A 20,555-nucleotide genomic window follows, 5' to 3' on the forward strand; every position below is an offset into this window, starting at 1 on the left:
CCCGCCCGCGGCCCGTCCACACTTGCCACATGGCCAAGAAGTCCCCCGAAAACGCCTCCCCTGTCGCCCAGTTCGAGCAGTCGCTCGAATCGCTGGAGCAGTTGGTGGAGCAGATGGAAACCGGCGAGCTGAGCCTGGAAGCCTCGCTCAGTGCTTACGAACGTGGCGTCGGTCTGTACCGCCAGTGCCAGCAGGCGCTGGAGCAGGCCGAACTGCGCGTGCGCCTGCTCAGCGATCCGGCGCAGCCGGAAGCCTCCGAGCCTTTCGATCCGCCCAGCCATGACGGCTGAAGTTCAGTTCGCGCGCTGGCGCGACCGTATCGAAAGCCAGCTCGACGCCGCCCTGCCCTCGCCTGCCGAAGCACCGCAGCGCCTGCACCAGGCCATGCGCTATTCGGTGCTGGGCGGTGGCAAGCGCATGCGTCCGCTGCTGGTGTATGCCAGTGGCCACCTGTTCGGCGCACAGCCTGAAAACCTGGATGCGGCGGCGATGGCCGTCGAGCTCATCCACGCCTATTCGCTGGTGCATGACGACCTGCCGGCGATGGACGATGACGCCCTGCGACGCGGCAAGCCGACCACGCACATCGCCTTCGATGAAGCCACCGCGATCCTGGCCGGCGACGCCCTGCAGACCCGTGCCTTCGGCCTGCTGGCCGATGCGCCGCTGCCGGCCACGCTGCGCGTGGCCTGCCTGCAGACCCTGGCCCACGCGTCCGGCGCCTCCGGCATGTGCGGCGGCCAGGCGCTGGACATCGATGCCACCGGCCAGCAGCAGGCACTGGCGGCACTGACCCGCATGCATGCACTGAAGACCGGCGCGCTGATCCGTGCAGCGGTGCGCATGGGTGCGCTGTGTGGCCAGGCCCACGAGCCGCAGCTGGCCCAGCTCGACAGCTTTGCCGACGCGCTCGGCCTGGCCTTCCAGGTACGCGATGACATCCTCGATGTCGAGGCCAGTTCCGAACAGCTGGGCAAGACTGCCGGCAAGGATCAGGCACAGGACAAGAGCACGTTCCCCGCCCTGCTCGGCATGGACGGTGCGAAGGCCCAGCTTCACGAACTCGCAGCACGCATGCAGGCGATCCTGGCCGGATATGGCGAGGAAGCCGATCCGCTGCGCGCGCTGGCAACACTGGCGGTGGAGCGCGATCACTGATCGCTGTCGGGCTGTGCGCCCGCCGGGCGTGGCCCACATGGAAACGCCCGGCAATGCCGGGCGTTTCTTTTTGCGTCGTTGATCGTTGCCGCTTACTTGATCAGGCGCAGGGTGAACGGGTAGCGGTAGGCTTCGCCGTTGTTGGCCTTCACTGCGGCAATGATGCAGAACACCAGGTTGATGATGCCGACGATCGGGGCCAGGATGCCGCCGATGATCACGATCATCAGGATGATGCTGATGACCATGGCAATGGTCACGGTGATCTGGAAGTTCAGGGCTTCCTTGGCCTGGTCGGTCACGAAGGCCTTGCCAGCATCGTCCTTGTTGATCAGCCAGATGATCAGCGCGCCGATGAAGCCGGTGAAGATGCCCAGCAGGTGCGCGGCCAGGGCCATGGTGCGCTGGTCGGCCGGCACGTCGGTGGTGGCCGGCGGCGGCGGGACGTTATCGAATTCGCTCACGACAAAACTCCTTTTCATTGGGTGGTCTTGACCCACCAGCACCAAGCTGGTCGCGTCAGGCGGGCATAGCTTACGCCATCAATGCCATCAATCATTACCGGCGATGGTCATCCGCCCCAGCAGGATCGAACCAGTCCGGATGTGCGAGCGCGGATCGACGTCGCTGCCAACCGCCTCGATACTGCTGAACATCTCACGCAGGTTGCCGGCGATGGTGATGCCGTCCACCGGGTACTGGATCTCGCCGTTCTCGACACGGAAGCCGCCCGCGCCCCGCGAGTAATCGCCGGTGACCCCGTTCACGCCCTGCCCCATCAGCTCGGTCACCAGCAGGCCGTCGCCCATCTGCCGGGCGATCTCCTCCAGCGGGCCGGCATTGGCCGCCAGCTGCAGGTTGTGCACGCCACCGGCATTGGCGGTGGTCTGCAGGCCCAGCTTGCGCGCCGAATAACTGCCCAGCACGTAACGCTGCAGGACGCCGTCACGGACCAGCGCCGAAGCACGGGTGGCCACGCCGTCGCCGTCGAACGCGGCCGAACGCAGGCCGCGGCGCAGGTGCGGCAGTTCGTCGATCTGCATCCATTCCGGGAACAGGCGCTGGCCGACGCTGTCCAGCAGGAAGCTGGCCTGGCGGTACAAGGCGCCGCCGGACACCGCCGACAGCAGGTGGCCGACCAGGCTGCGCGCAACTTCCGGGGCGAACAGCACCGGCATGCTGCCGGTGGCCAGCGAACGCGGCTGCAGGCGGGCCACGGTGCGCTCGGCGGCACGACGGCCGACCAGGCCCACGTCTTCCAGATCCTCCCGGGCCAGCGCGCTGGTGTACCAGCCATCACGCTGCATGCCATCGCCCTGGCCGGCGATCAGCGCGCAGCCGATCGAATGGTGGGTGCCGCGCTCACGGCCGAAGAAGCCATGCGAGTTGGCATACACCGACAGGCTCTGCATGCTCGACACCGAGGCGCCGTCGGAATTGCGGATCTGCACGTCGGCCTCGCGGCCGGCGGCCTCGCAGGCCAGGGCCAGGTCCACCGCCTCATCGGCCTGAAGCGCCCACGGGTGCCAGGCATCCAGATCCGGGAAATCGGTGGCCATCAGCGCCGCCTCGGCCAGGCCGGCGGCCGGGTCATCCTCGGTATGCCGGGCGATCGCACAGGCCTGCTCGACCGTAGCGGCCAGGCTGGCCTCGTTCAGGTCGCCGGTGCTGGCACTGCCCTTGCGTTGGCCGAAATAGACGGTCACCGCAATGCCCCGGTCGCGGGTTGACTGCACGGTCTCCACTTCACCCAGGCGGACATTGACCTCCAGGCCACGGTCCTCGCTGCAGCTGACCTCGGCCTGGCTGGCGCCCAGCGCGCGGGCGCGGTCGAGCAGCTGCTGGGAGAGGTCGGCCAGCCGTTCCAGCCGGGCCGGGCTGTCGTCGCCGACGGCCACTTCAGGGGCGATCACGTTCAATGCTTTATCCTGTGCGGGTTGGGCCCGGCATCACGCCGGGCGACTTTTTTTGAGATCAGGTAGGGACGATGCGCGGACGCGACGAAGAAACCGGTGAATTCCACGACAAGAGCCGCAGCCAGAACCGGCGCGACGCACTCGACGTGCTGGCCCTGGGCGAGAAGCTGGTGTCGCTGACCCCGGCCCAGCTGGCGCGCCTGCCGATTCCGGAAGACCTGCTGCCGCACATCGCCGAGTGCAAGCGCATCACCGCCCATATCGCCCACAAGCGCCAGCTGGCGTTCCTGGCCAAGCACATGCGCCGCGAAGAGGACGCCACGCTGGATGCGATCCGCGATGCGCTGGACGCCAACAGCGAAACCGGCCGCCGCGAAGTGGCGATGATGCACCGCGTGGAAGACTGGCGCGAGCGCCTGCTGGCCGAGGGTGACAAGGCGCTGGCTGCACTGCTGGACGACTACCCGCAGGCCGACCGCCAGCAGCTGCGCACGCTGGTGCGCAATGCGCAGGCCGAGAAAGCGAAGAACAAGCCGCCGCGCGCCTATCGCGAGATCTACCAGGTGCTGCGCGGCCTGATGCTGCCGGCCGCGCTGGGCCTGAAGGCCAGCGCCGAAGACGCCGCCCCCGTCGAGGGCGACGAAGCCGACGAGGACTGAGTCCGCGCCGGCCAGGGCGGTGGCCGCGGCCATCGCCATGCTCAGGCCTGGGTACCGCCGACGGTGATGCCCTCGATCAACAGCGAGGGCTGGCCGACACCCACGGGCACACTCTGCCCGTCCTTGCCACAGATGCCAACGCCCTCGTCCAGGGCCAGGTCGTTGCCGACCATGCGCACCTTCTGCATGGTTTCCGGGCCGTTGCCGATCAGGGTCGCGCCCTTCACCGGCGTGGTGATGCGGCCATCCTCGATCAGGTAGGCCTCGGTGGCCGAGAACACGTACTTGCCGCTGGTGATATCGACCTGGCCGCCACCGAAATTGACGGCGTACAGCCCCTTCTTCACCGAACGGATCATTTCCTGCGGGTCGTGCTGGCCGGCGCGCATGTAGGTGTTGGTCATGCGCGGCATGGTCAGGTGCGCGAAGGATTCGCGGCGGCCGTTGCCGGTCGGCGCCACGCCCATCAGGCGGGCGTTGAGGCTGTCCTGCATGTAACCGACCAGGATGCCGTCCTCGATCAAGGTGGTGCACTGGCTGGGATGACCCTCGTCGTCGATGTTCAACGAACCACGGCGACCGTCCAGCGTGCCGTCATCGACGATGGTCACGCCCGGGGCGGCAACGCGCTCGCCGATGCGGTCGGCGTAGACGCTGGTGCCCTTGCGGTTGAAGTCGCCTTCCAGGCCATGGCCGACCGCTTCGTGCAGCAGCACGCCGGGCCAGCCCGGACCAAGCACCACCGGCATCACCCCGGCCGGCGCCGGCACCGCGTCCAGGTTCACCAGCGCCTGGCGCAGCGCTTCGCGGGCGAACGCTTCGGGGCGGCCGTCGGCGAACAGCTGGTCGTAGCCATAACGGCCACCGCCACCGGCATAGCCGGACTCACGACGGCCGTTCTGCTCGACGATCACCTGCACGTTCAGGCGCACCAATGGGCGCACATCGGCCGCCAGCACGCCGTCGCTGCGGGCGATCAACACCGTGTCGACGCCGCCGGACAGGCTCACCATCACCTGCTTCACGCGTGGATCGGCGTCACGCAGGTAGCCATCCAGGCGCTTGAGCACCTCGACCTTGGCCTCGTTGCCGATGCCGTCGATCGGGTCCAGCGCCGGATACAGCGCGCGCGCATTGCCGCGCAGCAGCGATCGCCCGGACTGGGCGCCGCCCTCGCGCGAGATCGCGCGCGCCGACTGCGCCGCCGCCAGCAGTGCGTCGGCATGGATGTCATCGGAGTAGGCGAAGCCGGTCTTCTCGCCGGAAATCGCCCGCACGCCCACGCCCTGCTCGATGGAATGGGCGCCGTCCTTGACGATGCCGTCTTCCACGCTCCAGCTCTCGCGGCGGGCGTGCTGGAAATAAAGGTCGCCGAAGTCCACACCGGGGCCGAGCAGCTGGCCGAAGGTGCGCTCCAGGCCAGCGGTATCCAGGCCGCCGGGGCGCAGCAGGCGGTCTTGGGCAAGCGTCAGGGCGATATCAGTCATGGTTCTCGATCTGGGGATGCGGGGGCGCTCAGGCAAGCCCCGTGGACAGGAAAGCCGTGCTCAACGCGGGCGCGGCAGGCCGGTGACGGTCGGCGGAATGGCCGGTGCCGGTGCCGGCTCGGGCGGTGATGGGGTCTTGTCGCGGCTGCGCTCGATCACTTCCACCTTCGGTTCCTTCCATGGACCGGTCACCTTGTAGGTACGGGCGCCAATCTCGCCCAGCGGCTTGGACAATACCGCATTGGTGGCCGCGCCCAGCGCCGCCCCCACCGGGCCACCGGCCACCGCACCGACCACGGTCAGCAGGTTGCCTGCGCGCGGGTTGACGTCGATGGTCTGGTCGAACTGCTGGTTGCGCAGGTCGGCCTCGCCACGGATGGTGATGTTGGCTGCCGGGCCTTCGATCAGCACCTTGTCGGTGCGCGCCATGCCCTGGCCGAACTGCATGCTGCCGTCGATCTGGTTGAACGCGAAGCCCTTGGAGAAGAAGTCGCGGAAGTCGAACATCAGGCGCCGCGGCAGCTGGGTCACGCTGAGCAGGCCCAGCACGCGGCCTGCGCCCGGCTCCAGCTCCAGCAGCTGGCCGTTGCGCGCGTGCAGGTCCAGGCGTCCCTGCAGGTTGCCCAGCTGGAAGTCCGACGGACCGCCACTCCACGTGGCCTGCAGCTGCGCCTGGCCGGAACCGCCACGCAGCTGGCCACCGTAATCGAGGTTCTGCATCAACCCGCCCAGGTCCTCGCTGCGCACCTGTGCGGTCAGCTCGGTGCGGCCCCCCCCGGTAGGGCCCAACCAGCGACCGCTGATGTCGATCTCCTGGTCCGGCGCACGGAAGCGCAGCTCGTCCACGTTCAGGCCATTGGCCAGCGGGCGCGTACGCAGCACCGCCTGCCCCAGCACCACCTTGCCGAACTTCAGGTCGGCGATGTCCAGGGCGAATGGCGGCAGCTTGGCCGGGTCCATGTCGTTGGCGCCGGCCTGTACCCGTGCCGGTGCGGCCGGTGCACCCGGAACCGCCGGCAGTGACTGCCAGTGCACGCGGTCCAGCTGGCCACTGATGGTGCCGCCGTCTGCATTGGGGACGGTCAGGCGCCCGGCCAGCGACGGGCCGTCCAGGCGCACATCCAGTGCCTGCGCTCCCGGGCGCAGCTGCAACCGGGTCTGCTCGAACACGCCACCGATCAGCTTCAACCGGCCGACCTGCACGTCCACCGCACGCAGTGGCATGGTGTCGTCATCACTGCCACCACGCGCAAGGCTGATCCATTCCAGGGCGTCCAGGGTCGGGCTGCGGCCATTGACGGTCAATCCGCTCGGCGGCGGCTCGCGATCGACGTGGTCGCTGCCCAGCGTCACCTGCACCCCGGTCTGGTTGTTGTGGCTGCGTGCGGCCAGGGCCAGGCGCTGGCCGAAGGCCACATCGATGCGCCCGGCGCCCATCGGCAGCTGCGCGGCCACGGTGGTCGGCAATGGCTCGGCAGCGGGTTTGTCCAGCGGCGCCGGCAGGTCCAGCCGGGTGCCGACCAGGTCCGAACTCAATCGCAGCTCGCTGGGCGGCGCAGGTGCCCCGGGCGCCACCTTGGGCAGGTTGACCGCGATGGTCCATGCCGAAGTGCCGGAGATGTAAGGCTTGAGCCAGGCCATTTCCGGTGCGCGGTCGATCAGCACGCCGGCATCAAGATGGGCCGTCAGCTGCGACTCGAAGGCCCGCGTGCTGTCGTGCACGTAGCCGCCGGCGCGCAGGCTCAGCCGACCGTCCTGGCCAAGGTGGCGCACCGACAGTGCCTCGGCATCGAAACCGCCATTGCTGTAGCGCGCCTGCCCGTGCATGTTGTCGAAGGCGAGCTGGAAGCGCTTGTCGACCAGCTTCACGCCGGCCAGATCGACCGTCCCCTGCAGGTGGCCGCCACCCTCATCGTGGTGCAGTGGCTGCAGCAGATCGAAGGTCACATGCGCCGGGCCAGCGGCGGTGAGGTTGTCCAGGGTGTCGCCATAATCCTTGTGCAGCGGGCTCTGCCGCAGCATTGCCAGCAGTTTGCCGGCCTCGCTCTGCGCATCGGCGCGCACGTACAGCGGCTGCTGCCCGAAGTCCTGGATGCCTGCCTCGAATTTCTGCACCGCCACGCCCGCCAGGTCGCCGCGCCCGTGCATGTCGAAGCCGGGGCCGATGAAGGCGATATCGGCATCGACCTGGCTCATCAGCGGCCAGTCGTGCTGGAAGCGGATGTCGCCGTTGGTGATGTGGCCGGTGGCCTCGAAGCGGCCATCGTTGTTGTCGAACGGCCAGTCGTCCAGGTCACCGCTGACCAGGCCGACGCCATTGCGCACCTGGCCGCCGGCCAGCGCCATGTCCAACCAGTCGGTGGCGCCCTTGCTCATCTTGGAGTGGATCCAGAAGCGCTTGGCTGCGGTCATCGGCACATCGTCCAGCTTGGCCGCCAGCTGCAGCCACGGCCGGGTGCCGTCGCCCTGGAACCAGACACCACCGCGCACATCGGCCGCATAGTCGGTGCCTTCCACACGCATCGCCGCCGTGCCGATGCGCCAGCCACCGCCTTCATCGCGCCAGCCCACCACCTGGCCCGCCAGATGCAGATCGTGGCGCACGCCGAAGCCGGTCGGCCAATCGAACTGCAGCTGTCGTTGCGGCGGCAGCTGCAGGCTGAAGCCATCCGCGTCGCCTTCGAAGCGCCCGCCCAGGCCGCGCAGGCCGGGCGAATTGCCCACGCTGGCGAAGCCCAGCGACTGCAGCTCGCCCTGTGCCCACAAGGGGCCATCGCGTTCGCCGGCCAGCGTCAGGTCGCGAACGTCCAGCTGCGGCCTGGACAGGAAAAGCCAGCGGCGCAGGCCCGGTTCAAGGCGATCGCTCAGCGCCAGTGCGCGCAGCGCAATACCGGCCTGCACCGCACCGGCGTTCACCCGCAGCTGCTGGCCGACCTGCAGCTGCAGGCCATCGAGCTGCTGTTCGCCTTCTTCGGTCTTCAGGCGCAGGCGCGGTACCTGCAACGCCCAGCCATCGGCCTGGCGCTGCCAGCGCAGGCGGGCCTGCAGCCGTTGCAGCTGCAGCTGCGGTGCCGCCATGCCGGGCATCGGCGCGCCGTCAATGCGCACCTCGCGCAGGTCCGAATCGGTGGTCAGCGCCACCGGTGCGAAGTCTCGCAGGGTCAACCACAGGTTCAGCTCGCCCTTGCCCTCGCGAAGGCGCGCACCACCGGCCGCCAGCAAGGGCGACCAGGCATGGAAATCGACCGGGTCGGCGCCCAGCCAGGCCTGGCCGTTGCCGCGCACACGGTCCACGTCCAGTACCGCAGTCAGCGGCAGCGCTTCGGCGTGCGCCCAGGCGCGCACGCCCACACGCAGGCGATCGCCATTGACCCGCATGCGCAGGTCGATGCGCGGCAGGGTGGTGTCGATGCCCAGCGCCGGCGCGTGCACGCCCAGGCGGCCTCCGATCACCTGCAGCTCGCCCAGCCGGCGCATCGCATCCAGGGGATCACCGCCGTTGCCGGGCTGCGGCAACCCGCGTACCGACCAGCGTCCATCCTCGTCCTGCTGCAGGTCCAGCACCAGGCCACGCAGGCGCAGCTCGGTCAGCGAGCGCCCCGGCAACAGCCCGCTGTACATCGACACCAGCACCTCGGCCTCACCGATCGCCAAGCCCTGCCCGGCGCCGATGCGCAGGCCCTTCAGCTGCAGCAGCGGGCCGCGGCGGGTCCAGGCAGTCTGCAGCTGGTCGAAACGCACCGGCTGGCCGGCACGCTCACTCAACCAGGCGGCAATCCTGTCGGGATGACGCTCGGCCAGCGGCAGCAGCTGGCTGAGCGTGCCCACCAGCAGTGCAAGCCCGACCAGGCCCACCGCACAGGCGGCGATGAAATGACGGCGGATCCTTCGCAGTCGCAGGCGCGGCGGCGCACTCATCGGCCACCGCCGGCCTGCAGCCGGCGAGGATCAGAGCAGAACGACATCGAATTGCTCCTGCAGGTACTGCTCGTCCGCCTGGAAACGGATGCTCTTGCCGAGGAACTCTTCCAGCTCGGCCACCGCCGAGGATTCCTCATCGGTGATGCGTGCGACCACCTTGGTCGAAGCGATCACCAGCAGGCGCGCGGCATCGAACTGGCGCACGGCACGGGTGATCTCACGGAAGATCTCGTAGGTCACCGTCTCGGTGGTCTTGATGCTGCCGCGGCCGCTGCACTGCGGGCAGGTCTCCGACAGCTGGCGCTCCAGGCTTTCCACCGTGCGCTTGCGGGTCATCTCCACCAGGCCCAGCGGCGAGAAATCATAGACCGTGGTCTTGGCATGGTCGCGGGCCAGTGCCTTTTCCAGCGTGCGCAGCACCTGGCGTCGGTGCTCTGCATCATCCATGTCGATGAAGTCGATGATGATGATGCCGCCCAGGTTGCGCAGCCGCAGCTGCCGCGCCACCGCCTGCGCCGCTTCCAGGTTGGTGCGGAACACCGTTTCTTCCAGATTGCGCTGGCCGAGGAACGAACCGGTATTGACGTCGATCGTGGTCATCGCTTCGGTCTGGTCGATCACCAGGTAGCCACCGGACTTGAGTGGTACCTGCTTGTCCAGCGCGCGGCCGATCTCGTCCTCCACGCCGAACATGTCGAAGATCGGGCGGTCACCGGAATACAGCTCCAGCTTCTCGGCCAGCACCGGCATGTACTTGGCGACGAAGGCCTGCAGCTGGCCGAAGGTCTCCTTCGAGTCCACCTTCACCTTGTCCACGTCCTTGCGGATCAGGTCGCGCACCGACCGCAGCGGCAGGCTCAGGTCTTCATAGATGATGCTGCACGACGGCGCTTCGCGGCCGCGGCGTTCGACCACGTTCCACACGCGCGACAGGTAGGCGATGTCCTCGGCAATGGCCTCGGCCGGCTGGCCTTCGGCGTTGGTGCGCACGATGTAACCGTAGCCACCGTGCTGTGCCGACAATTCGGTCACCAGCGCCTTCAGGCGGGCGCGCTCGGTTTCGTCTTCGATGCGGGCCGACACGCCCACCACCTTGGACTGCGGCAGCAGCACCATGTAACGCGAGGGAATACTGATCTGCGTGGTCAGGCGTGCGCCCTTGGTGCCGATCGGGTCCTTGACCACCTGCACCACGATGTCCTGGCCATCGCGCAGCAGCTCGACGATCGGCACGCTGGCCGGCGGCGGCAGGGTGGTGTTCTCGGTGTCGGCGCTGGCCACCGGCGCCGGGCGCACTACGTCGTTGGCATGCAGGAACGCCGCCCGCTCCAGGCCGACTTCGACGAAGGCGGCCTGCATGCCGGGCATGACCCGCTGCACCTTGCCCTTGTAGATGTTGCCGACCACGCCACGGCGCCAACCGCGCTCGATGTGCAGTTCCTGCAGCATGCCATTTTCGATCACCGCGACCCGGGTCTCGCGCGGGGTCACGTTGACCAGGATTTCCTCAGACATCGGCAGCCTCCCTGGCGGCATCGGCAGTGGGGGCCGGCACGCCACAGCGCGCCAGCAGACGATCGGTGTGCAGCAGCGGCAACCCCATTACACCGGAGTAGCTGCCGGAAAGGTGTTCGATCCAGCGTTCGGCCCCACCCTGGATGGCGTAGGCACCGGCCTTGTCCAGCGGCTCGCCGGTGGCGACATAGGCGGCGATGTCGGCGGCGTCGATCGGGGCGAAGGTCACCTCGGATATGACCAGCTCGCTGTCCAGGCCGGCCGCGTCGACCACCACGACCGCAGTCATCACCTGGTGGGTGCGCCCGGCCAGTCTGGCCAGCATCGCCCGCGCATCGGCGGCATCGGCCGGCTTGCCGAAGACCTCGCCATCGAGCACCACCTCGGTGTCCGAACCGAGCACGCGCGCCTGCGGGTCACCAGCCAGTACCTCGGCCAGGCCGGCGCGCGCCTTGTCGGCGGCGACCCGGCACACGTACTGCTCGGCACTTTCAGCCGCCGCGCGCTGCTCGACGACCTCCAGGTCCAGGGCCTGGAAGGGGCGCCCGAGTCGGGACAGAAGCTGGTTGCGTCGGGGGGAGCGGGAAGCAAGATAGAGCATCGGCACAGCATAACCTGAGGCCGCCACCTGAATCGCCGGCAACCCGTTCCGGAACGCGTACAACCCCGAACAGGCTCACAGCGCGTTCATCGCTACGACACCACCCTCACTGCCACAACAAGGAGATCCCATGCGCCTGACCGCCACCCCGTTGCTGCTTGCCCTGTCCCTTGCCCTTGGAACCTCGATGACCGCCCATGCCGCTCCGTCGTCGCCGTCGATCGCCGCCGCGGCCGAAGGCACCCTGTTGAACATCTCGGCCAACGCCGAGGCAACCCGCGTGCCGGATGTCGCCACCCTCTCGGCCGGCGTGGTCACCCAGGCCGCCGACGGCAACAGCGCCATGCGCCAGAACGCCCAGCAGATGGACAAGGTGCTGGCCGCGATCAAGGCTGCCGGCATTGCCGAGCGTGACGTGCAGACCAGCGGCATCAGTCTCAATCCGCAGTACCGCTATGCCGACAACGAAGCGCCGAAGATCACCGGCTACCAGGCCAACAATACGGTCAGCCTGAAGGTGCGTGACATCGCCAAGCTCGGCAAGGTGCTGGATGCACTGGCCGCTCAGGGTGCCAACCAGATCAACGGCCCCAGCTTCGAGATCGACCAGCCCGAACCGGTCTATGACGAAGCCCGCCTGGCCGCCTTGAAGAAGGCCCAGGCCCGCGCCCAGACCTATGCCAAGTCGCTGGGCCTGCAGGTGCGCCGCATCGTCAGCATCTCCGAGAACAGCAACGGCGGCTTCCGCCCGATGCCGGTGATGCGCACCATGGCAGCCGGTGCGGCGATGGACAAGGCCACCACCGTCGCGCCGGGCGAATCGACGGTCTCGGTCAACCTGGACGTGGTGTTCGAACTGGGCCGCTGATCGCGTCCGCCGCGCTCGACCCGGGCGGGCCCCGCAGGGGGCCCGCCTTTTTCATGCGCGCCGCCGGCACTGGCTGAAGGCCAGCCCAACGATCTTGCCCCTGCCTCTAGGCAGTGGCCGCCATGCCGCGCTACTGATGGACTGCCAGCCGCGTGCGGCAACCCCGCCACGGGCCCTGGTGCGTTGAGGACTTCGTCACTGGCATGGAGGTGGATCATGGTTCGTACGTACCCCGTTGCATCCCCGCATTTCGACCCTGCCCGCGTTGCCGCCTGGAGCGCGGCGATCGCCCTGCATCTGCTGGCCTTCCTGTTGCTGCTCATCCCTGCGACCTACCAGGCGGTGCAGGTCCCGCGTGACAAGACCACGGTCAGGCTGATCGAGAAGATCCCGCCGACACCGCCCCCGCCGGTGCTGCAGGAACCGAAGGAAGTGGCCCGGATCGTGCCGAAACCGCAGGCCCAGCCGGTCACGCCGCCGCTGCCGGCCCCCACCGCGACCGTGGAGGAAACCCAGGGCATCGCACTGCCGGCGGCCGAACCGGCCCCGCCGCAACTCGCCCCGAGCATCGACACGTCCACCCCGTTGGCCGGCGCCCAGTTGCAATACCGCAGCGCCCCGCCGCCGAGCTACCCGATCCAGTCCCTGCGCAACCACGAACAGGGCACGGTGCTGTTGCGGGTGGAAGTGGACACCCAGGGTCAGCCGGTAGCCGTCAGCGTCGAACGCAGCAGCGGCTCACGCAACCTGGACCAGGCCGCTCGCCAGCAGGTGCTCAGGCACTGGCGCTTCGAGCCTGCCCAGCGTGACGGCGTGGCGGTTCCGGCCATCGGCATGGTGCCGGTGCAGTTCTCGCTGCCGGATTGAGCGACCTGCCGGCCCGGCCTCGCGCCGGGCCGGCCGCCTGCCTTCAGCCGCCGAGACTGCGGACAGGCGCGGACCAAGCGTTACCGATTAAGCAAAAATTCACGACTTCGTCACCTGCTGGAAACCTAGATTGGCATGTCCCGGTATCGATCCGGCGACAGCCCTCAACGCTACGGTTTTCCAGTTAGGAGAGAAGCTGTGAAACACCCGATCCAACGGCCCGCCAGCCGCCGCAGCACCCTGGCATCGTCCATCACCCACATCCTCACCGGCGGCGCCCTGCTGCTGGCCGGCGCCGTCGCTTCCTCCTCCGCCTTCGCGCAGGAACAAGCCACCAACCTCGACCGCATCACGGTCACCGGCTCCAACATCCCCCGCACCAACACCGAGACGCCCTCCCCGGTACAGGTGGTGAGCCGCCAGGAAATCGACCGCAGTGGCAAGACCACGCTGGCCGAGTACCTGCAGACCATCACCGCCGATGGCGCCGGCTCGATTCCCAAGACCTTCGGCAACGGTTTCGCCGGCGGTGGCGCCGGCATCTCGCTGCGCGGCCTGGGCGCGGGCTCGACGCTGGTGCTGTTGAACGGCCGCCGCATGGCGACCTATGGCCTGGCCGACGACGGCCAGAAGGTGTTCACCGACCTCAGCACCATCCCGCTCGATGCCGTCGAGCGCGTGGAAGTGCTCAAGGATGGCGCCTCTGCGATCTATGGCTCCGACGCCATCGCGGGTGTGGTCAACATCATCCTGCGCAACGACTTCCAGGGTGCGATCCTGCGCGCGTCCTACGGCCTGTCCGGTGACAGCGACGGCGATACCAAGAAGGCCACCCTGACCGCCGGTACCGGCGACCTGTCCAAGGATGGCTGGAACGCGTTCTTCAGCCTGGACGTCGGCAAGTCCGATGCGATCAAGATCAGCGACCGCAAGAACCGCAAGTGGATCGGTACCGGCGATACGCGCCCGTGGGGCTATGACGCCACCGATGCGCAGTTCCTCGGCGGCCCCTACCTCAGCGGCCGCACCAACGGCGGCGTCGGCCCGAACGGCTCGGTGTTCAACAATGACTCGCCGTCGCCGCACCTGGTCGCCCTGCCGGGCTGCGCCAACCTGAGCACCATTCCGGGCCAGACCGAAGCCTCTTCGGCGGCCCAGGGCTGCCTGTGGGATCCAGCGCAGCAGTATCGCGACCTGACCCCGGAAGAGAAGTACATCAACGTGTTCGGCCGCGCCACGTTCGCCTTCGGCGAAGGTGGCGAGATCTACACCGAGATCGGCTACTCGAAGAAGGAAACCATCTTCAGCAATACCCCTTCCAGCGTGTCCGGTGGCTGGGGCTTCCCCGGCGGCCCGAAGAACGCCAGCAGCGGTGACGGCGCGACGATGCTCTATGCCGGGCATCCGGACAACCCGCTGCCGTATGCGGCGCGCCTGCGCTACAGCGCGTGGGATGTCGGCCCGCGGGTGACCAACAACACCAACGAGTTCAACCGTTTCCTGGTCGGCGCCAAGGGCAACTGGGGCGACTGGAGCTACGACACCGCCTACCTGCATTCGGGCACCGACCTGGTCAACAAGCGCACCGGCTTCCTGCGTTACAGCTCGGTGCTGTGCGCGCTGGGCAACCCGAACTGCGCCGGCGGTACATGGCGCATCGGCGACAACGCCAACCTGAACTCGCAGGCACTGTACGACTACATCTCGCCGACGATCAGCGCGCGTGCCAAGTCCAGCCTGGACATGTTCGACTTCACCGTGTCACGCAGCCTGGCCGACCTCAAGGGTGGCCCGCTGGGCCTGGCGATCGGTACCGAGTGGCGCAAGACCAGCAACAGCCTGACCCCGCAGACCTATACCGACCAGGGTGACATCATCGGCCTGGGCTACTCGGCCTACGACGGCACGCAGAACGTGTACGCCGGCTACGTCGAACTGTCGGCGCCGGTGCTGGAACAGCTGGAACTGTCCGGCGCGGTGCGTTATGACAAGTACGAAAGCGGTGAAGGCAAGGCCACGCCGAAGCTGGGTGTGAAGTGGACCCCGGCCGACTGGATCGCGCTGCGCGCCAGCTACGCCGAGGGCTTCCGTGCGCCGAATCCGGCCGAGAACGGTGACGGTGGCCTGGCCGCCTTCTCCAACGCCCGCGATCCGGTGCGTTGCGCCATCGATGCCGACGAGTGCACGCCGCGCTCGATTGCGATCATCACCCGCCCGAACAAGGACCTGAAGCCGGAAGAGTCCAAGAGCTACTCGGTGGGCCTGGTGCTGCAGCCGACCTCGACCACCTCGATGACCGTCGATGCCTGGCAGATCAAGCGCACCAACGAGATCGTACAGGGCAACACCGCGGCAGCCATCCTGGCCGGCAACGTGCTGCGTGATTCCAACAACATCGGTGGCGTGCCCAACTCCGGCAGCATCCTGGCCGTCAACACCGGCTACGTGAATGCCAGCTCGTCGCGCGTTCGCGGTATCGATACCGATATCCGCCAGACCTTCGATATCGGCCCGGGCCAGCTGGAGCTGGACCTGCAGTGGAGCCACATCCTGAAGTTCGAGCGTACCGAAGACGGTGAGACCGTCGACTATGCCGGCACGCACGGCAACTGCGACGTGACCAACTGCATCGGCACGCCGAAGGACAAGATCAACTTCGGCACCACCTGGAAGCAGGGTGCGTGGAGCGTGAGCGGTGTTGCCAACTACATCAGCAAGATGGACAACACCGACAAGCGTGGTGGCGACTACCAGGCGTTCTACGAGGATGGCACGCCGGTGACGAAGATCTCTTCGTTCACCACCTTCGATCTGTCCGGCCGCTGGAACATCACCGACGCCTTCGAGCTCAATGCCTCAGTAGCCAACGTGTTCGACCGCATCGCACCGCTCGATCCGACCACCTACGGCGGCGTGAACTACAACCCGATGCACTTCTCCGGTGCACTGGGCCGTTATTTCACCGTGGGTGCCAAGTACACCTTCAAGTAATCCTGCAGCAGCGTCACCTGCAAAGGCCCGGGCCAACACCCGGGCCTCTGCATTTTCAATGCCACCCGGCATTGTCGAACCAGCGTCAGCCGAACAACCAAAGCCAGCACATCCAGCAGATCAGCAGCACCGCAGCGGTGGTGAGGCCCCAGAAGCAACGCTGGTACAGACGCCGTTCGGCCACCTCCGAATTGAGATCATCACGAGCGGACTGCAGCACCTTCTGCAACGTCACCTTCTCCTTTCTCAGATCAGCAGCGACTTTCTGCATGCCGGCAAGCAGCTCCTCGCTCTGCTTCAACTTGGCAGATAACCTGCCATGGCTCTCTTCCAGTGCAAGACTGCGTGCGCTCGCCCCTGCCACCTCGGACTGCAGCAAGGCTTCCCGCCCGCTCGCCGCCTGCAGGTCCTTTTGCTGGCTGCGCACCAGCGCCTCCAGATAATCGTTGCTGCTGGGATTGCTGAGGACCATCGCCTGCAGGAATCCACGCTCGCTTTCCAGCAAGCGCTTGATTCTTTCGAGGTATCGAGCTTCCTCCGCATCACTGGTTTCGTCCTCGGGAATGGTATAGCCGTAGATCGGCACCCTGCCGATATCCACTTCGATCACTGCAATGCCCAGTTGCCGGAGGCCATCCTGTTTTGCAGCATCCACAGCATGTGAGCGCCTGACCTCAAGCAGGAACTTCCCGTCCCACTTGGAACCCAGATCATCCTCGCTGGTGAACTCGACATACAAATCTGCCCGATAATCGCCCCTTCCCGGCACCTGCCACTCCTGCTCCACCCGGGAGATCGAGATTCTCGATTCACGCCAGCGACGAGGCCCTTTTCTGGTAGGAAGCGAAAGGGACAGCTGCACATGATCCAGCCGACTGAAAGCCTCCTTGAACAACAGATGCTGCAGCGATTCGCCTCCCGCTGCCGCTCCGCCCTTCGCACCGTCGATATATGCGAAGTACCACGACCGCCCCTTCATCACGTGCTTCACTGGGCGCCGCTGGCCTGCACGGTGCGTTGAGAAATAGCGATCTCCCGTGGGTTCTCCCGCATAGTCCCTGTTGCGACGGTGGCCCACAGCCTGCGCCGTAACGTACTCGGTTCCATCGGGAGTGAGAAAGGCCCGCGATTTGGTCATGGGGTGCGCGCTCATGGAGGGAAGCCGACTATGCCAACCTTCCATCGCACCCGATGAGATGGATAAGATCGATGACCCGAATGCAACTGCTGCACTGCCCGGCCAAAAGGCCGATGGGATGACCGCAAGGGAACCAAAGCATGCCCTCGTCCAACCACCGTCTCGGCCTGCCCGCGTTGACTGCACTGGTAGTCGGCTCGATGGTCGGCGCCGGCATCTTTTCACTGCCGCAGAACGTTGCGCGCAGCGCCGGCCCGGCCGCTGCATTGATGGGTTGGGCCCTGAGTGGCGCCGGCATGCTGATGCTGGCCTTCGTGTTCCAGGCCCTGGCCAACCGCCGGCCGGACCTGGACACCGGCATCTACGCATACGCGCGGGAAGGCTTCGGCAACTACATCGGCTTTTCCGCGGCATGGGGTTACTGGGTTGCCTCGGTGCTCGGCAACGCCAGCTTCTTCGTGCTGATCTTCAGTGGCCTCGGCCACTTCATGCCCATCTTCGGGGAAGGCAATACCCCGGCCGCCGTGGCCGCATCGTCATTGCTGTTGTGGACCGTGCACCTGTTGGTGCTGCGTGGCCTGCGCACTGCCGCCATCGTCAACGGCCTGGTGACCGTGGCCAAGCTGCTGCCGATCGCACTGTTCCTGATCCTGGCCGCCGGCGCGTTCCGCATGGACGTGTTCCGCGCCGGTTTCCTCGGCACGTCTGCGCTCGGCGACCTTGGCCAGCAGCTGCGCGGCATGATGCTGGTAACCGTGTGGGTGTTCATCGGCATCGAGGGCGCCAGCATCTATTCGCGGCGCGCCGCACGCCGCGCCGACGTGGGTCGCGCCACGGTGATCGGCTTCCTCGGTGTGTGGCTGCTGCTGGTGCTGGTCAGCCTGTTGTCGATGGGCGTGCTGTCGCAGGCGGAACTGGCCGGACTGCCCAATCCGTCGATGGCCTATGTGCTGCGCGCCATTGTCGGCGAATGGGGCGCGACGGTGATCATCATCGGCTCGATCATCTCCGTTGTCGGTGCGCTGCTGGCCTGGGTGCTGCTGTGCGCCGAAGTGCTGTATGCCGCCGCAGGTGACGGCACCATGCCGGCCTTCCTCGGCCGCGAGAATGCGCGCGGCGTACCGGCCAATGCACTCTGGTTGAGCAACGGCCTGATCCAGCTGTTCCTGCTGCTGGTGCTGGTCAATGCAGGCAGCTACACCGGGCTGGTGCTGCTGGCCGCATCGATGAGCCTGGTGCCCTATTTCCTGTCCACCGCGTTCGGCGTGCAGTTGGCCTGGCGCGGGCAGGCCTACGTTGGCGAACCGCGCGTACGCTGGCGTGATTTCGGGGTGGCACTGCTGGCCAGTGCGTATGCGCTGTGGCTGGTGTATTCCGGCGGGCTGGACAATCTGTTGTTGTCGGTGCTGCTGTACGTGCCCGGTGTAGTGCTGTTCGCACTGACCCGGCACCAACGCGGCGAGCGGGTATTCACCCGCTGGGAGTGGGTACTGTTCGGCGCGATCCTGGCGGTGGCGATCGCCACGCTGGTGGCGTTCTGGCGAGGAACACTGACACTGTAGCCAAGCCATGCTCGGCTGCTGCGGATGAACCAGCCGAGCATGGGCTCGGCTCTACAACAAGGCAAAAAAAAACCTGCATCTCGCGATGCAGGTTTCTCAAGGTGGCGCCCGAAGTTGGACTCGAACCAACGACCCCCTGATTAACAGTCAAGTGCTCTAACCGGCTGAGCTATTCGGGCAGACGACCAGTATAACCACTCTTCACGCGCGATGGTAGGGGTGATTGGCAATCATTGCGGCTGCCCGATACAACTGCTCGGCTACCACCAGGCGCACCAGCATGTGCGGCAGCGTCAGCGGTCCGATCGACCACGTCTCATCGGCCAGTGCGGACACGTCCGGCGAATGCCCTTCCGGGCCACCGATCAGGAACGCCAGGTCGCGGCCCTGCCCGCGCCAATGCTCCAGGCGCTGTGCAAGCTGTTCCGAACTCAGCTGTCGCCCCGGCACATCCAGTGCCACCACATAGGCGTTCTTCGGCAGCGCAGCGATGACCCGCTTGCCTTCATCTTCAGTGGCGCGGCGCGGATCACGCCCCTTGCCGCGCAGGCCGGGCTCGATTTCCACCAGCTCGAACGGCAGCCAGTGCGACAGCCGCTTCTGGTATTCGGCGAAGCCCTGCGCGACCCAGCTGGGCGCACGTTCACCGGTGGCGATCAGGCGAGCTTTCATCAGCGGTTCTCCAAAACGCCGACGGCGCCATCGGCGCCGTCGAAGGGATGCATCAACGTGCGGCTCAGGCCACTTCGTCGTCGCTGGACGGCGGCTGGTCGCCGACGGTCCACAGGCGCTCCAGGGCGTAGAACTCACGCACGCGCGGCAGCATCACGTGGACGATCACGTCGCCCAGATCGACCAGCACCCACTCGGCTTCGCGCTCGCCTTCAACACCCAGCGGCATCACGTCGATGTTCTTGGCGAAGCGCACGACTTCATCGGCGATCGACTTGACGTGGCGGGTCGAGGTGCCCGAAACGACGATCATGTAGTCGGCAACGCTGGACCGGCCGCGTACGTCGATCTCGACCAGGTCCTTGGCCTTCAGGTCTTCGGTGGCTTGGCGGACGCTGGCCAGCAGTTCCGGCACGGACGGCGGCGGGCTGGGCAGATCGACCTTGATGGTCTGGGGCTGGGTCTGGTTGCTCAAAGTGGATCGACTCGATAAACGTGGGGGCGATTATACGGGGATGGCGCGGCCGCGCCATTCACGCTGTGGCCGGGCGGTACAGCCCGTGTGCAGCGACATAGTCGGCCACGGCCGGTGGCAGCAGGGCGCGCCAGGGGCCACCGGCGGCGATCTGCGAGCGCACGGCGCTTGCCGACTCCTCACGCAGCGGGTGGTGCAGGCGCAGGATGCGCCCGGCCGGGCTGGCGAACAGGGCCTGTTCGTTGTCGGCCCAGCGCCCTTGCAGGGCACGCCCCAGCTCGCCATTGATCGACGCCTGCAACGGGCTGCCCGGCCGTTCGGCCACCACGAAGTGGGCCAGCCCGAACAGGGCCTCCCATTCGTGCCAGCCGGACAGGCCCAGCAGGCTGTCGGCGCCAACCAGCCAGGCCAGCGGCCGGCTCGGGCCCAGCTCGCCACGCAGCTCGCGCAGGGTATCGACGGTGTAGGAAGGACGACCGGGAAAGCGTGCGGCACGGTCCAGCTCACGGCGGTCCAGCAGCAGGCCCGGTTCGTCGCCGATGGCCAGCGACAACATGCTGCAGCGCTGCTCAGCGGTGGCGCCGGGTACCTCACGGTGCGGCGGATCGGCCGCCGGCAGCATGCGCACAGCGACCTGCAGCTCGTCCCGGGCGGCCCGCGCGATTGCCAGATGCCCCAGGTGCACCGGATCGAAGGTGCCCCCGTAATAGATCCGCAGGCTCATC

The 20,555-nt window shown here is 67.2% G+C and carries 17 protein-coding genes and 1 tRNA gene; 7 read left to right on the forward strand and 11 right to left on the reverse strand.

What is annotated here, in order from left to right:
• The first annotated feature begins 29 nt into the window (after window positions 1-29).
• Both B9Y82_RS12820 and B9Y82_RS12825 read left to right on the forward strand, forming a co-directional pair.
• Entirely contained in the window at window positions 30-290 is a 261-nt protein-coding gene (locus tag B9Y82_RS12820; RefSeq protein WP_005410522.1) for an exodeoxyribonuclease VII small subunit, read from the forward strand.
• Entirely contained in the window at window positions 280-1,158 is an 879-nt protein-coding gene (locus B9Y82_RS12825) for a polyprenyl synthetase family protein (RefSeq protein WP_100473509.1), read from the forward strand. Before B9Y82_RS12820 ends, B9Y82_RS12825 begins: the two co-directional genes overlap by 11 nt.
• A gap of 92 nt (window positions 1,159-1,250) precedes the next feature.
• Here the strand turns inward: B9Y82_RS12825 and B9Y82_RS12830 are convergent, their stop codons facing one another.
• Window positions 1,251-1,622 carry a DUF4870 domain-containing protein gene (locus B9Y82_RS12830; protein ID WP_100473510.1) on the reverse strand — a complete coding sequence of 124 codons (372 nt, stop codon included), beginning with the start codon at window positions 1,620-1,622 and terminating at the stop codon, window positions 1,251-1,253.
• An 87-nt stretch (window positions 1,623-1,709) separates the two neighbouring features.
• A complete protein-coding gene (gene pmbA, locus B9Y82_RS12835; RefSeq protein ID WP_100473511.1) occupies window positions 1,710-3,077 on the reverse strand; it encodes a metalloprotease PmbA in 1,368 nt (455 codons plus the stop codon).
• A gap of 68 nt (window positions 3,078-3,145) precedes the next feature.
• On the opposite strand from pmbA, the gene yjgA reads away from it, so the two are divergent.
• Window positions 3,146-3,733, forward strand: a complete 588-nt coding sequence (gene yjgA, locus B9Y82_RS12840; protein ID WP_100473512.1) for a ribosome biogenesis factor YjgA — start codon at window positions 3,146-3,148, stop codon at window positions 3,731-3,733.
• A gap of 41 nt (window positions 3,734-3,774) precedes the next feature.
• On the opposite strand, the gene tldD is transcribed toward yjgA, so the two are convergent.
• From tldD to B9Y82_RS12860, 4 genes are read right to left on the reverse strand one after another with little or no spacing between them, the layout of a single operon-like run.
• Window positions 3,775-5,220 (reverse strand): metalloprotease TldD, encoded by a 1,446-nt coding sequence (gene tldD / locus B9Y82_RS12845; protein ID WP_100473513.1) that lies wholly within the window; start codon window positions 5,218-5,220, stop codon window positions 3,775-3,777.
• Between the two features lie 60 nt (window positions 5,221-5,280).
• Window positions 5,281-9,138 (reverse strand): YhdP family protein, encoded by a 3,858-nt coding sequence (locus B9Y82_RS12850; RefSeq protein WP_100473514.1) that lies wholly within the window; start codon window positions 9,136-9,138, stop codon window positions 5,281-5,283.
• A 30-nt stretch (window positions 9,139-9,168) separates the two neighbouring features.
• On the reverse strand, window positions 9,169-10,656 hold the full coding sequence (gene rng / locus B9Y82_RS12855; protein ID WP_005418079.1) for a ribonuclease G: 1,488 nt from the start codon (window positions 10,654-10,656) through the stop codon (window positions 9,169-9,171).
• A complete protein-coding gene (locus B9Y82_RS12860) occupies window positions 10,649-11,257 on the reverse strand; it encodes a Maf family nucleotide pyrophosphatase (protein ID WP_100475231.1) in 609 nt (202 codons plus the stop codon). The genes rng and B9Y82_RS12860 overlap by 8 nt, the downstream gene beginning before the upstream one ends.
• Window positions 11,258-11,387: 130 nt before the next feature.
• On the opposite strand from B9Y82_RS12860, the gene B9Y82_RS12865 reads away from it, so the two are divergent.
• From B9Y82_RS12865 to B9Y82_RS12875, 3 genes are all read left to right on the forward strand, one after another.
• The gene (locus tag B9Y82_RS12865; RefSeq protein ID WP_100473515.1) at window positions 11,388-12,125 is read left to right on the forward strand and encodes an SIMPL domain-containing protein; all 738 of its coding nucleotides are present in this window, start codon (window positions 11,388-11,390) and stop codon (window positions 12,123-12,125) included.
• A 216-nt stretch (window positions 12,126-12,341) separates the two neighbouring features.
• Window positions 12,342-12,992, forward strand: coding sequence for an energy transducer TonB (locus B9Y82_RS12870; protein WP_100473516.1), 651 nt, complete (start codon window positions 12,342-12,344; stop codon window positions 12,990-12,992).
• 198 nt (window positions 12,993-13,190) lie between these two features.
• Window positions 13,191-15,983: a TonB-dependent receptor gene (locus tag B9Y82_RS12875; RefSeq protein ID WP_100473517.1), complete on the forward strand. Its 2,793-nt coding sequence runs from the start codon at window positions 13,191-13,193 to the stop codon at window positions 15,981-15,983.
• 85 nt (window positions 15,984-16,068) lie between these two features.
• Here the strand turns inward: B9Y82_RS12875 and B9Y82_RS12880 are convergent, their stop codons facing one another.
• Complete coding sequence (locus tag B9Y82_RS12880) at window positions 16,069-17,121, reverse strand: hypothetical protein (protein WP_157804637.1); 1,053 nt, start codon at window positions 17,119-17,121, stop codon at window positions 16,069-16,071.
• Window positions 17,122-17,261: 140 nt separating this feature from the next.
• On the opposite strand from B9Y82_RS12880, the gene B9Y82_RS12885 reads away from it, so the two are divergent.
• Window positions 17,262-18,683 carry a basic amino acid/polyamine antiporter gene (locus B9Y82_RS12885; protein ID WP_100473519.1) on the forward strand — a complete coding sequence of 474 codons (1,422 nt, stop codon included), beginning with the start codon at window positions 17,262-17,264 and terminating at the stop codon, window positions 18,681-18,683.
• A 102-nt stretch (window positions 18,684-18,785) separates the two neighbouring features.
• On the opposite strand, the gene B9Y82_RS12890 is transcribed toward B9Y82_RS12885, so the two are convergent.
• From B9Y82_RS12890 to nadD, 4 genes are all read right to left on the reverse strand, one after another.
• Window positions 18,786-18,862: transfer RNA gene (locus B9Y82_RS12890), tRNA-Asn, on the reverse strand.
• A gap of 22 nt (window positions 18,863-18,884) precedes the next feature.
• A complete protein-coding gene (gene rlmH / locus B9Y82_RS12895; protein ID WP_100473520.1) occupies window positions 18,885-19,355 on the reverse strand; it encodes a 23S rRNA (pseudouridine(1915)-N(3))-methyltransferase RlmH in 471 nt (156 codons plus the stop codon).
• 64 nt (window positions 19,356-19,419) lie between these two features.
• On the reverse strand, window positions 19,420-19,830 hold the full coding sequence (gene rsfS / locus B9Y82_RS12900; RefSeq protein ID WP_005418109.1) for a ribosome silencing factor: 411 nt from the start codon (window positions 19,828-19,830) through the stop codon (window positions 19,420-19,422).
• A gap of 58 nt (window positions 19,831-19,888) precedes the next feature.
• Window positions 19,889-20,554 (reverse strand): nicotinate-nucleotide adenylyltransferase, encoded by a 666-nt coding sequence (nadD, locus tag B9Y82_RS12905; RefSeq protein ID WP_100473521.1) that lies wholly within the window; start codon window positions 20,552-20,554, stop codon window positions 19,889-19,891.
• Between the last annotated feature and the right edge of the window lies 1 nt (window position 20,555).

The sequence above is a fragment of the Stenotrophomonas maltophilia genome (genome assembly GCF_002799155.1).
Classification (GTDB): Bacteria; Pseudomonadota; Gammaproteobacteria; order Xanthomonadales; family Xanthomonadaceae; genus Stenotrophomonas; species Stenotrophomonas maltophilia_R.

Coding starts and splice junctions, on each gene's coding strand:
- nadD (WP_100473521.1), bottom strand. CDS start 20,554: ATGAGCCTGCGGATCTATTACGGGGGCACCTTCGATCCGGTGCACCTG.
- rng (WP_005418079.1), bottom strand. CDS start 10,656: ATGTCTGAGGAAATCCTGGTCAACGTGACCCCGCGCGAGACCCGGGTC.
- B9Y82_RS12865 (WP_100473515.1), top strand. CDS start 11,388: ATGCGCCTGACCGCCACCCCGTTGCTGCTTGCCCTGTCCCTTGCCCTT.
- B9Y82_RS12820 (WP_005410522.1), top strand. CDS start 30: ATGGCCAAGAAGTCCCCCGAAAACGCCTCCCCTGTCGCCCAGTTCGAG.
- B9Y82_RS12825 (WP_100473509.1), top strand. CDS start 280: ATGACGGCTGAAGTTCAGTTCGCGCGCTGGCGCGACCGTATCGAAAGC.
- B9Y82_RS12850 (WP_100473514.1), bottom strand. CDS start 9,138: ATGAGTGCGCCGCCGCGCCTGCGACTGCGAAGGATCCGCCGTCATTTC.
- yjgA (WP_100473512.1), top strand. CDS start 3,146: ATGCGCGGACGCGACGAAGAAACCGGTGAATTCCACGACAAGAGCCGC.
- rlmH (WP_100473520.1), bottom strand. CDS start 19,355: ATGAAAGCTCGCCTGATCGCCACCGGTGAACGTGCGCCCAGCTGGGTC.
- B9Y82_RS12870 (WP_100473516.1), top strand. CDS start 12,342: ATGGTTCGTACGTACCCCGTTGCATCCCCGCATTTCGACCCTGCCCGC.
- B9Y82_RS12880 (WP_157804637.1), bottom strand. CDS start 17,121: ATGACCAAATCGCGGGCCTTTCTCACTCCCGATGGAACCGAGTACGTT.
- tldD (WP_100473513.1), bottom strand. CDS start 5,220: ATGACTGATATCGCCCTGACGCTTGCCCAAGACCGCCTGCTGCGCCCC.
- B9Y82_RS12885 (WP_100473519.1), top strand. CDS start 17,262: ATGCCCTCGTCCAACCACCGTCTCGGCCTGCCCGCGTTGACTGCACTG.
- B9Y82_RS12860 (WP_100475231.1), bottom strand. CDS start 11,257: ATGCTCTATCTTGCTTCCCGCTCCCCCCGACGCAACCAGCTTCTGTCC.